This window comes from Natronoflexus pectinivorans, assembly GCF_004345615.1.
In the GTDB taxonomy this organism is placed as follows: Bacteria; Bacteroidota; Bacteroidia; order Bacteroidales; family Marinilabiliaceae; genus Natronoflexus; species Natronoflexus pectinivorans.
Genome location: NZ_SLWK01000004.1, coordinates 191678 through 204588, shown reverse-complemented (window position 1 = coordinate 204588; position 12911 = coordinate 191678). Strand labels below are relative to the sequence as shown.

The following is a 12911-nucleotide window of genomic DNA, read 5'->3' as shown; positions in this document are numbered from 1 at the left end:
CTATGAAACGTGGTTGTATTTCATTATTTTTGATTTTTCTATTTCTCCAACACCTTTTCCCAAATAAGATACTAGATTTTGACTCTTATTCTATTGAAGATGGTTTCTCCAGTAGTAAAGCCAATACCATTATTCAGGATCGAAAAGGTTTTATTTGGATTGGAACCTGGAATGGACTTACCCGTTTCGATGGTTATAATACGGTTGTTTATACTTCAGGAATTGAGGAACACGGTGTAATTAGTAACCGGGAAATTGTATCACTCTGTGAAGATGATCAGGGAAATATTTGGATTGGTACTTCGAGTGGTCTGAATCGATTAAACCCTGAGACAGGTAATATTGATATTTATGATTTTGAAAGCAGAATTCTTTCAATATATCAGGATTCCAGAGGCGATATATGGGTTGGAACCTGGGATGAAGGTTTGGTTAGATTAAACCCTGAAACAGGTCAGCGTGACACTTTTCTTGAACATAATGTTATTAGTGATATCATTGAAGATGAGCATAATGATTTCTGGATTGCCACGTATCAAGGTCTGGTGTTATTTGACAGAGATTCAGAAACATATCTTAGGTACACCACTAATACTGATGCTCCTTCTACTTCAATAATACATTCCGTGTTAACCAGCTTAGCCATCTCCAATGATGGTGCGCTCTGGATAGGCTTCTGGGGAGGTGGCGTGTCAAAAATGTCAAGAGAGAGTTTAACCAGAGCATTTTCATTTCAGCACTATCAGGTTAGAGAAGGAGATGGGAGTATGAGTTCCAATGAAGTTTATCGACTTCATTATGATGATTATGGTAATCTATGGATTGGAACGTGGGATGCCGGCTTGATTTTATTAGAGGAGGAGCAACAGACAAGATCACCTCAAGAAGCATTTTTCCATAATTTTGAACATGATTTGAACAATCGTTACAGCCTTTCAGGTAATAATATTTCTGCTCTTTTTGTTGACCGATCCGGCATATTATGGGTGAGTGGTGCCCTTATTGATAGAGCTAACGTTCTTAAAACTTCGGGAATAACGCGTTATAGTACCACCGAAATTCAAGATGGAAGAGCCATAGAAAATGCAGTTCGCTCCATCGCAGGAGATAGCATAGGAAATCTATGGGTTGGAACATCTCGAAGTTTAAAAAAATTTAGAAAACCTGCAGAGTCCTTCCAGCTTATATCTTCTTTCGAAAACCTTAGCTATCATTATAATGGTAATTTTTTTGAGTCAAATTCAGTCTTGGCATTAGAATGTTTTGATCAAGGTTTGTTAGTTGGTACTGACGATGCCGGATTGTTGTTTTTCTCAAAAAATGAATTAGATCGATTCCCTAATTCGAGGTTTCAGTTTGTCAACAATCAAACTAATATAGCACTTCCTGGTAACAAAGTTGACATAATTACAGCATCAAAAAAATATCCTGGCGAATTTTGGATTGGAACATTGCAAACAGGTTTCGCTCGGTTAACCATCGAGAATAATACAATTTCCGAAATTAGAAACTACCAAACATACAATTCCGGGTTATCTGATAATAACATTAGAGATATTATTGAAGATAAAAACGGATTCGTTTGGATTGCCACACAACGCGGATTAAATCGGTTTGATCCGGAAACTGAAGATTTTATTAATTTCTACTCTGTGCGTGGCGATGCATCAACAATTAACGATAATATAATTAATGTTTTATTAGAGGATTCGTTAGGTAATTTGTGGATTGCAACTAATTCAGGACTTAATAAAAAAGTAGTAAATGTTCTGTCTGATGGAACAGAAGTAATAAATTTTAAACGCTTCCCTGCTCAGAGGTTTGTGAGCAGTGACCTGATAACTAATTTGTTTTTGGATAATGAAGGGAATTTATGGCTTGGACTTTATGAAGGAATGGTTAAGTTTTCCGTGATTGATGAAGCCGTAATTGATTATTTTCAAATGAGAGAATATCAACGTGTGGGAGTAGAGCGTAACAGTGCGTTCAGAACTTATGATGGAGAGATCATAATAGGAGGAGGATACGGTTTTATTACTTTTTATCCTGAAAGTTTGCACTTTTTGTCTATGCCACCAGAGGTGACATTTACTGATATTCAGATTTTTAATACAAGTATATCGAATATGGTTACGAATGGAGAACGTAGATTTATTAAAAGCGTTCCCTACATGAATGATTTACGCCTTTCGTATTCTGATCGTGTTCTAACTTTTGTGTTTTCTGCAATGGATTATATGGATCCTCAACGAAATACATATGCCTACATACTTGAAGGGTTTGACGATGATTGGAACTTGGTGGGAGAAAGAAATACAGCCACTTATACTAATATTCCCGATGGAGAATATGTTTTAAAAGTACTCGCTGCCAATAGTGATGGTGTATGGGCTGATGAACCCGCAATATTAAACATCACAATTACTCCCCCCTGGTGGAAAACCACCTGGGCCTTTAGTGTCTATATTTTTATCATTTTGATTCTTCTCTATTTTTTCCAGAAATACTCAATTATTCAAGTAAAGGAAAAAAGTAATCTGTTTCTTGAAAAAATTCAAAGAGAGAAAGAGCAGGAACTATACGATCTTAAAGTTAGGTTTTTCACAAATATAACACATGAGTTCAGAACTCCATTAACCCTAATTCTTGGGCCTATTGAGGAGATTTTGTCAAAAAGTAAAGTGTCCGCAGATATTGAAAAATCACTTAAATTGGTTCATCGAAATACCCAGAGATTATTGCGTCTTGTAAATCAGCTAATGGAATTCAGAAAGGTTGATCGGGGGAAGATGGAGCTATTTCTTCAAAAAGAGAATATTACTCCAATCCTTGACGATCTTTACGACTCTTTTTTGCCTTTGGCAGAGGCAAAAAAGATTTATTTGGAGGTAAATTACTCGCCTGCGGAGATTATTGCTTGGGTTGATAGAGACAAATTTGAAAAAGTGCTATTTAATTTATTGTCCAATGCGGTTAAATTTACCGAGAATAATGGGCGTATAAGCCTCAACGCCGGAATTGAGAAGGATGATAGAGGTCAAATAGAACGTTTGTTTATAGAGGTGATTGATGATGGGATTGGAATTGCTGATGTAAATAAAAATCAGATTTTTGAACGCTTTTTTCAGGTTGATGAAAAAAGATCAAAAAGCACTGGAGGAATTGGTTTGTATCTTGCTAAAGCATTTGTGGATTTACATCAAGGAAAAATTGATGTAATAAGCGAACCGGGAAAAGGTAGTTGTTTCCGTGTGACAATTCCTACCGATTTAGGCACTACTCCTGAGTTTCTCCGGGATGTTATTCAAAAAAGCACAGAAATGAATGTTTCGGATGATGCTTTTGTTGAGTCTGGTATCAATATCCAAACCGAAGGAAAAAACAGAGGTGAGGATCTGTCAGTAAAGAAGTCCAAATCTATATCTAAGAATAAACCTGTAGCGTTGGTCGTGGAGGATGATGAAGATCTTAATACTTTTATTTGTGATGGACTACAAGAGTTCTTCAATGTGATTAGTACCATTGATGGTAAGCAAGGCCTGGAACTAGCCAAAAAGAACAATCCTGACATCATCGTTTCAGATATCATGATGCCTGAAATGGATGGATTTGAGATGTGCCGGGAATTGCGGGATGATATAAATACATCTCATATTCCGGTAGTTTTTTTAACTGCTAAAACAATGCAAGAGGACGAAATACAGGGTCTGAGACTCGGAGCTGTGGATTATATTTTCAAGCCTTTCAATATGGAGTCCTTGCGTCTGAAATTATTAAATATCCTTGAAAACATCAGTACTCTGCAAAACAGGTTTAGAACTGATGCTATTTTGGAACCAGATGTTGAAAGCTTGTCCTCTCTGGATGAGGAATTCCTCAAAAATGCTGTTGCTGCCGTTGATGAACAGTTAGATAATCCCAGTTTTGATGTTGAGAAATTGAGTGAAAAGCTACGATTAACTCCAAACCAAACTTATCGAAAGATAAAAGCGCTTACAGGTTACACAGCCAAAGAGTTTATTCGTATTCACCGTTTAAAAACAGCAGCTCAATTGCTTATTCAACGTAAAAGAAATATTTCAGAGATCATCTATATGGTGGGGTTCTCGAGCCCCTCGTATTTTTCACGTTGTTTTAGAGATTTTTTTGGATGTACCCCTTCAGAATATATTGAAAAAGAAAATGATGAGTTGGAAGATCAATCAATAGATGAATAGTTTTTTAGTTCCGTGATATTGGAATTAACTTTTTGATGGGAGGTAACATCAGAATTATTAAGATTTGTTGAGGATGATTATTGGTGCTCATGTACCATATGTTTGAGAAAAATTGTTGAACTATTAAGCAGTATATATTAATTATTAATTCAAATTGTTATGATAAGAAATCTAAAATCTTTTTCCGTTGTTCTAATGGTAATTTCATTTCTTGTTTCATGTAATTCTGAAAAGTATAATTTACCCGACTCTGATGGCGTTTTTGAAATTATTACCAGGGTAAACAACTATTGGCAGGAAAAACACCCTGTTCCGGGTTGGTCTTTCTGGGAACATGCTGCTTACCATACCGGGAACATGGAAGCGTATTTTGTAACCGGCAAACAAGAGTATTTTGATTACTCAATGTTGTGGGGAGAAATGAACGAATGGAAAGGAGCAAAATCCGACGATCGTGCCACATGGCGATATGGATATGGTGAAACTGATGACTATGTTTTATTCGGCGATTGGCAAATATGCTTTCAAACGTATATCGATTTGTATAACATCACCGGGAATAGATATAAAATTGAACGGGCCATTGAGGTTATGGAGTATCAAATGCAAACCGATTCTGTAGACTATTGGTGGTGGGCAGATGGACTTTACATGGTAATGCCTGTTATGACGAAGCTTTATCATATTACCGGTAATGAATTATATTTGGAGCGTTTGTGGGATTATTATAAGTACGCTGAAGAGTTGATGTTTGATTATGCAGACGGTTTGTTCTATAGGGATGCAAAATATGTTTATCCAGAACACAAAAGTGTGAATGAATTAAAAGATTTTTGGTCGAGAGGAAATGGATGGGTTTTCGCCGGATTAGCAAAAATTTTGGCTGATCTTCCTTCAGATTATGAGCATCGTGCTCATTTCGAGTCAGTATTTCGGCAGATGGCTTCTGCATTAGCCATGGCTCAGCAAGAAGGTGGATATTGGACCCGAAGTCTTTTGGATCCGGAACATGCTCCAGGTTATGAAACCAGTGGAACAGCGTTTTTTACCTATGGGTATCTGTGGGGCATTAATAATGGATATTTAGACAGAGATACATATTTGCCTGTAGCATTAACAGCATGGGAGTATTTATCTGGTGTTGCTTTACATGATAACGGTAAGGTAGGCTATATTCAACCCATTGGAGAAAGAGCCATTCCTGGTCAGGTGGTTGATGCAAATTCTACTGCAAATTTCGGGGTTGGTGCATATTTATTAGCTGCTTCTGAAATGTATCGGATGGTTTCAAAATAGATCTAAAACTCTACTTTAATAGAATTGGAAAATGCTGCTAATAAAAGCAGCATTTTTTTTTGAATCATATATAGCAGAGTTGTCAATATAATCTGACATCATAGCTGTTTGCATTTGAGCGAAATCCTATATTTGGTAAAGGCTAAAAGCCATCACTTTTGAAGGTTTCATTTGTCAAATACAACAATGTACGAGTTTGTTATAGTCTTTTTAATTTTTGTGAAAAATACTTTCGAATTGTAGGTCTATTTTTGGGATATTGATTTTCATGAGAAATTAAATTAAAAACTAATTATAATATGAAACAAATGAATTCTGTCTATTCTGTTTTTAAACCAATTCTTTATGGTTGCTTGGTTATTCTTACATTGCTGAATGCTTCCTGTTCAGATAAAGATAAATATACGGCATATTTGTTTGCTTATTTTATAGGTAACGGACCTGGTGAAGAAGCAATTTTTTATGCTGTAAGTCCGGATGGATTTAACTATGTAGCATTAAATAATAACCGTCCCGTAATTGCTGCCGATACAATAAGTTCTCGAGGTGGTGTTCGTGATCCGCACATTTTACGTGCTCCCGATGGTAAATTCTATATGGTAGTTACCGATTTATTTGTTTCAAATGACGGATGGTCAAATAATCAGGCCATGGTTTTTCTCAAATCAGATGACTTAATAAACTGGACGCATTCAGTTGTTAATGTTTCTGAATTATTCCCAAATTTCCATGATGTACGAAGAGTCTGGGCTCCGCAGTCCTATTTTGACGAGGAGGAAGGTAAAATCATGGTTTATTTCTCCATGTTGCAACCTGGAGGTTATGATATAATCTATTACGCGTACGCAAACGAGGATTTTACAAGTCTTGAAACAGAGCCAAAACAATTGTTCTTTCATCCCGAAAACAGATCCTGTATTGATGGCGATATCGTGAAAAAAGATGGTCAATATCATCTGTTTTTTAAAACCGAAGGTCATGGAAATGGGATAAAGAAAGCTGTTTCAGATAGATTAACAGAAGGGTATGTGATGCACGATGAGTATTTGCAGCAAACTAATGAAGCAGTAGAAGGCTCTTGTGTTTTTAAACTCATTGACAGTGATACATACATCTTGATGTATGACGTTTATATCCGTGGAGAGTATCAGTTTACTCAAAGTACGGATTTAAAGAATTTCACAGTTATTGATGATGAGATTTCAATGAATTTTCGTCCGCGCCATGGAACAGTGATTCCAATTACCCAAAGAGAGTTAGAATCTCTTATTAATAAATGGGGAACTGCTGGCGACTTAGGTATCGCTTCTGTAACTGGTGAAAACGTTAAAACCAATAATGTTGTCATTCATAGAGATAATGGAACAATTTATGTTCCAGTTAAATATGGTACAGATTTGTCGTCCTTTGAACCCGTTTTTGAATCATTTTTCGATGCAAGAATTCGTCCTACAGGTCCACAGGACTTCAGCCAGGGACCTGTTGAGTACACTGTTTCGGTTAAAGGGTTAACCGATAAAAAGTTCAATGTTACTGTTAAAGTAGATAACAATCCGGTTTTAACCGGATATTATGCCGATCCTGAAATCATTTGGTCTGAAAAACATCAAAAGTTTTATCTATATCCCACAAGCGATGGATACCATGGATGGTCAGGGAATTATTTTAAAGCATTTTCATCAACCGATCTTGTAAACTGGATCGATGAAGGTGTGATTCTTGATCTTGTTGAGGATGTACCTTGGGGGCCTCGTAACGCATGGGCTCCTGCGATGATTGAGAAAAAGATGGGAGATACTTATAAATATTTCTACTATTTTACCGCAGCTCAAAAAATTGGCGTAGCAGTTTCTGATCATCCTGCAGGTAGATTTGAAGATATTGGTGAGCCATTAATTGATTGGAAACCAGATAGGGTAAGAGGTGGCCAAGAAATTGATCCGGATGTATTTACCGATCCGGTTTCTGGGAATGACTATCTCTATTGGGGAAATGGATATCTGGCCGGTGCCAAATTGAACGAAGATATGATCTCCATAGATAAATCTACTGTTAAAGTGATGACTCCTGTCTGTGGAACATTCAGAGAAGGTATCGAAGTTTTCTATCGCAATGGAAAATATTATTTCTTATGGTCTGAAAATGATACTAGAAGTGAAGATTACAGGGTTCGTTATGCCATGTCTGATTCACCTATGGGAGAGTTTTACATTCCTGAAAATAACCTGGTAATTGCTAAAGATCCCTCAAAAGGCATTTATGGTACAGGCCATAATTGTGTGATACAGATTCCTGGAAGAGATGAGTGGTATATTATATACCACCGTTTTACCCGCCCGGAAGGTATAACCATGGGAGGAAATGCTGGATTTCATAGAGAAACTTGTATAGATCGGATGACTTTTGACGAAAACGGCTATATCATCCGGGTTCAGCCTACTTTGGAAGGTATAGATCCTGTAAGTCTTTAGTAATTGTGTTCAAATTTCTTGTAACCTGACATGAAGTTGTAAGGTGTGGTTTGTGTTTAAAACTGTCGGCACCTCCGGTGTTCCGGCAGTTTTATTTTTACCATCTAATTGATTTGTTGTATTAAAAGCAGAATTTGTGCCAATAGAATTTTGGTTTCTTGTATTTCTTTGATGATATTCCAAGTGAACATCGGGGGTCAGGATTATCTTAAATAGGGTTGTATGCTTTTTAAAATATTAAAATATGAATAATTCAATTTACTTAAGTTTAAAGAAACTCAGCTTTTTATTATTAATCAGTCTGTTGGTGGCATGTAGTCACAGTTCAGAAAAAGGGTATTATAGCAGCTTTATCCCCGGAGAACTATGGTTTGATACCGATAGTGTTCATATTAATGCTCATGGGGGCGGAATTTTATTTCATGAGGGGGTATACTATTGGTTTGGTGAGTTTAAAACTGCTGGTCGAGGTGGGAACACTGCGTTGGTTGGCGTGCAGGTATACTCTTCAACTGACTTATATAACTGGAAAAATGAAGGTACAGCATTGGAAGTGGTAGATGTTGTAGGTCACGACATTGAGCGTGGTTCAGTTATTGAACGTCCCAAGGTTTTGTATAATAAGAAAACCGGGAAATTTGTAATGTGGTTTCACTTGGAGTTAAAGGGGCAGGGCTATAGTGCTGCTCGCACTGCTGTGGCTGTAGCTGATCATGTTACCGGACCTTATGTATTTATTGAATCATTAAGGCCAAACGCTGGTCATTGGCCCATGAATTTTGAACAAGAATTTAAAGAATTGACTGAAACCATTGACGATTATGAATGGTGGACACCGGATTGGGAAGAGGCTGTGCATAAAGGGCTATTTATTCGCAGAGATTTTGAAGGCGGACAAATGGCCAGAGATATGACACTCTTTCTGGATGACGATGGAACTGCATATCATATCTTCTCATCCGAAGAAAATCTTACGTTGCATATCGCTGAGTTATCAGAAGATTTCCTGTCGCATACCGGAAGGTATACACGAATTTTCCCTGTTGGACATAATGAAGCACCAGCGGTTTTTAAACACAATGGTTTGTATTATATGATAGCTTCAGGATGTACTGGTTGGGAACCCAACGCAGCACGATCTTTTGTCGCAGAGGATGTCTTTGGTCCATGGACCGCTTTAGGTAACCCCTGTGTGGGGGCGGGAGCAGAAATTACTTTTGAATCTCAAAGTACATTTGTATTGCCTGTTCAGGGCAAAGAGGGAGCGTTTATATATATGGGTGATCGCTGGAGGCCACGTAACCCTATTGATGGTCGATACGTTTGGTTACCTATTGTTTTTAAAAACGATCGCCCCATTATAGAGTGGTACGATGAATGGGATTTGTCAATTTTTGATAAATAAAAGAATATAATCATCTACTTCTGTTTATGATCATTACAGGGGTGTTTGCCTGAAACATTATATTGAATTGGCGAAGGCCTTGCAAAGTGTCAACAAACTGGTTGATATTATGATTTGAAGGTAACCAAATTAGTCTCATCTGTGGATCTCGCTTTCTTCGGATTGGAATAATATATCCCAAGTGGTAATAAATTGAGATACATTGATTTTATCAGGGTTTAATTATCGTACCTGTTTATAAAAAACTTAAACAAAAAGAGAGTATTCTAAAATCTTGATTTTAGAATACTCTCTTTAACATCAGTGAAAATCACATTTTATGATAACTATTTAATTTGAGGAACTCCTGTAGTCGTTCTTACTACCTTTTTTATCAGGCCATTTTCGTCATATTCAAGTTTATCAATACACACACTTCTACGATATGGACCTCCATTAGGCAGTCCGGCTGTATGATAAATAAAGTAATCGTTTCCTTTAAAGTGCACTATTGCCTGGTGATTGGTTGGTGAGTTTGGAATTACATCGTTAATGACGCCCTTCTCTACCCAGGGACCCAGAGGATTGTCGCTGATTGCATATTCGGTTCGTGATGGATATCCAGCAGCATAACTCATATAGTAAATGTCTCCTCTCTTGTGCATAAAGGGTGCCTCAAAAAAGTTGTCCAGTCCTTCTACATTCATTACTGGGCCAGCCAGTTCAACCATATTGCTTTTTAATTCTACAACTCTTACTTCGTCCCAAGATCCCCAATACATATAAACACGGCCATCGTCATCTACAAATACATCCGGGTCTATGTTTAGAACAATTGAGTTTGCGGTTGTGTCAGCGATTAATGGCTTTCCGATTGGATCGTGATATGGTCCTGCAGGATGGTCAGCTACAGCAACACCCATGGCAAAACCTTCATGCACTCGTGCAGCAGGATCTGCATGCACAATTGGTACATACCACCAGAATTTTCCATGATTTTCTACAACATCAGCTGCGAATGCATTGTGAGATCCCCATTCGAAATCATCTACAGATAAAACTGCTCCATGGTTGGTCCAATTTACCATATCAGCGGTTGAAAATACATACCATCTTCTCATAAGAAACCCATCTACTCCTTCTTCTTGTTCATCACTTCCGGTAAATAACCATAAGGTGTCATTATAAACAATAGCAGTAGGATCGGCAGTGAATGGTTCGTCAAATAAGGGATTGCCGCTGTATTTTATCTCTTGAGTTTGATTACAGCGAATAAATGAGATGGCTAGAATTAATCCTGCCACAAATAACAGACTTTTTTTCATGTGAATTAGTTTAATGTATAATTTGAATTATATATGTAGTTTAAGCTTATGACACAAAAATACCAGTGATTATTGTAAAAGTAGGAGGATTTTAGTTTAAAAATGGTGGACGCATGTATTCTACCAAATTATTGACAAAAGGAGAATCTTGGAATTAAAGAAAAAGTCGCCCTTTGGGGGGGCGACTTTAGTCCTTGTGTTTAAGCTGAGTCTAGTAACCAGGGTTCTGTTCAGCTTGTTTCTCGTCAGCAGTTAGAGGCCTTCCATCCCATTGGATGGCATCCAGATGAGATTGAGGAATTGGTCTTAATACGTGTCTTTCTCTTATGTTAGGAGCAGCTTGCGCATTAAATGCTGTAGCCCTTGTGATAAGAGTGTTTGTCCTTGAAAGGTCAACCCAGCGGATTAATTCACCCATTAATTCTCTGGCTCTTTCATTCAGGATAAAATGAACAAACATCTGTTCTTGTGAAGTAACACCTGCCGGATACATTTCTTGATCCGCCTCCGGAGTTCCCGGAGTAAACGCATTAACGGTAGCACGCATATCTTCCACAGTGCTTCCTGTTTCTCCAAATGGAATGTTTTCAGAGATATAGTATTCAATCTTTCTTTCTTCCCCCTCTTTATATGCAGCTCTTTCTCTGATTGCATTAACGAATTCGAGAGCTTTTGCATAATCGCCTTTTCTTCCATAAGCCTCAGCCGCAATCAGATATGTTTCAGCCAGTCTGGCCAGAATTCCATCACGTGTACCTCTTTCATCGTTTGGTGTTTGCCTATTGTGATCAAAATACTTAGAAAGTGCCGGATATTGGCTTAAAGTGTAATTGGTAGCATTTTGGCCTTCATCATTAATGTAATTCCTAATGTAGATATGGGGCGCAGCATTATCTATATCAGCTCGTACAAAACGATCATCGTCCAATGAGTTAACAATGTAGATAATTGAAGTGTCTCCAACCTGGAACCTTGGCTCGCCCACTAATTCGGGACTTGGAGCGTTATCTTCAGTCCATCTAGGTAATGTATTCGCATTATTTGAGAAGTAGGCTGTTTTAAAGCTTTTGTAAAACCTTGAATCAACTGATCGATCAAATACATCCAAAGCAAAATTGGTTGGACGTAGACGCTGGAATTCTCTTCCATTTGCTAAATCACGCATCATTCCAGGTAAAGTGAAATATACCGATGGAAAATAGAGATGAACACGGTTGCCATATCTTCCAAGAAGACTTTGATTGTCGTCGAACTGAGCAGCAAAGATGATTTCAGGTAGATGCTCATTAGGCCCGTTTACTGTTGTGTAGTTAAAGATGTCATGAAAGTCCGGTGCCAATTGGTGACGAGGATCATTTATTACTTGTTCTGCATAAAAGGCTGCGCTATCAAGATCAGTGGATCTTGTAAATTCAGCATTTCTTTCACTGGCTCTGAAAAGATATGCTTTAGCCAGAAAATGACGTGCCGCAGACTTTGCTGCTCTTCCTTTTTGTGCAGGTTCGTTAGGCAATAACTGTTCAGCCATTCTTAAGTCGGTAATAACTCTCTCTATAACCTCTCCTGCCGAAGCTCTTCTAAACTCGAGTTCAATGCTTGATGTAGGGTTCAGTTTTATGGGAACTCCGCCAAATTGTTCAACCAGTTTTAGGTAATTAAAGCCGCGAATAAAATATGCTTCTCCTAAGCGTGTGTTGTGCTGGCTTTTTCCTGCTAATACTTCAGGAATTCTGGCTATTCCAGTATTGGCTTGGTTAATATGAGCAAACATATTATCCCAAAAAGGTTGCAAATCCCGCCATTCACCAGGATTTAGTGCACCATCATAATTGTTAAAATATGCACGATCCATACCCCCACCATGAGTAAATTCATCTGTTCCGTAGTTGGTTAATGAGTAAGACCACTCAAAAGCAAAGTGGAATCGAAAGCCTTCATAGGCTCCATTTATCAGATCCTCAATACCCTGTTCAGTACTGAAATGTTCCTGAGTTAGGGTTCCTACCATTTCCTCCTCAAGAAAATCGGAGCATGCTCCAAACATGAGTGAGAAAAACAATATTCCGAAAACTATTTTTTTCATAATCTATTTTTTTTTTTTTTGGTTATATAAAACTTGCCAGGTTATTTAGTTCCCGATTTTTTCGCTTTTGTTTTGAAGAACAAAAGCATTCAGGAAATACTCTTTTGGCTTGTTTAATAACTTTTCCTGATATGT

At 37.7% G+C, this 12911-nt stretch carries 6 protein-coding genes; 4 read left to right on the top strand and 2 right to left on the bottom strand.

Features of this window, described 5'->3' with window-relative positions; all coding sequences use genetic code 11:
* Positions 1-2 precede the first annotated feature (2 nt).
* The 4 genes from EV194_RS07505 to EV194_RS07490 all read left to right on the top strand — a co-directional run bounded on the left by EV194_RS07505 (position 3) and on the right by EV194_RS07490 (position 9389).
* Positions 3-4217: a hybrid sensor histidine kinase/response regulator transcription factor gene (locus tag EV194_RS07505; RefSeq protein WP_132433421.1), complete on the top strand. Its 4215-nt coding sequence runs from the start codon at positions 3-5 to the stop codon at positions 4215-4217.
* A 159-nt stretch (positions 4218-4376) separates the two neighbouring features.
* Complete coding sequence (locus tag EV194_RS07500; protein WP_165921824.1) at positions 4377-5513, top strand: glycoside hydrolase family 88/105 protein; 1137 nt, start codon at positions 4377-4379, stop codon at positions 5511-5513.
* A 299-nt stretch (positions 5514-5812) separates the two neighbouring features.
* Positions 5813-7984, top strand: a complete 2172-nt coding sequence (locus EV194_RS07495) for a family 43 glycosylhydrolase (RefSeq protein ID WP_243699357.1) — start codon at positions 5813-5815, stop codon at positions 7982-7984.
* Between the two features lie 244 nt (positions 7985-8228).
* Entirely contained in the window at positions 8229-9389 is a 1161-nt protein-coding gene (locus EV194_RS07490; RefSeq protein WP_132433420.1) for a glycoside hydrolase family 43 protein, read from the top strand.
* 326 nt (positions 9390-9715) lie between these two features.
* Here EV194_RS07490 and EV194_RS07485 read toward each other — a convergent pair whose 3' ends face one another.
* Together EV194_RS07485 and EV194_RS07480 are read right to left on the bottom strand one after the other, a co-directional pair.
* Positions 9716-10693: a glycoside hydrolase family 43 protein gene (locus EV194_RS07485; protein WP_132433419.1), complete on the bottom strand. Its 978-nt coding sequence runs from the start codon at positions 10691-10693 to the stop codon at positions 9716-9718.
* A gap of 211 nt (positions 10694-10904) precedes the next feature.
* Positions 10905-12776 carry a RagB/SusD family nutrient uptake outer membrane protein gene (locus tag EV194_RS07480; RefSeq protein WP_132433418.1) on the bottom strand — a complete coding sequence of 624 codons (1872 nt, stop codon included), beginning with the start codon at positions 12774-12776 and terminating at the stop codon, positions 10905-10907.
* Positions 12777-12911 lie beyond the last annotated feature (135 nt).

Coding starts and splice junctions, on each gene's coding strand:
- EV194_RS07505 (WP_132433421.1), top strand. CDS start 3: ATGAAACGTGGTTGTATTTCATTATTTTTGATTTTTCTATTTCTCCAA.
- EV194_RS07500 (WP_165921824.1), top strand. CDS start 4,377: ATGATAAGAAATCTAAAATCTTTTTCCGTTGTTCTAATGGTAATTTCA.
- EV194_RS07495 (WP_243699357.1), top strand. CDS start 5,813: ATGAAACAAATGAATTCTGTCTATTCTGTTTTTAAACCAATTCTTTAT.
- EV194_RS07490 (WP_132433420.1), top strand. CDS start 8,229: ATGAATAATTCAATTTACTTAAGTTTAAAGAAACTCAGCTTTTTATTA.
- EV194_RS07485 (WP_132433419.1), bottom strand. CDS start 10,693: ATGAAAAAAAGTCTGTTATTTGTGGCAGGATTAATTCTAGCCATCTCA.
- EV194_RS07480 (WP_132433418.1), bottom strand. CDS start 12,776: ATGAAAAAAATAGTTTTCGGAATATTGTTTTTCTCACTCATGTTTGGA.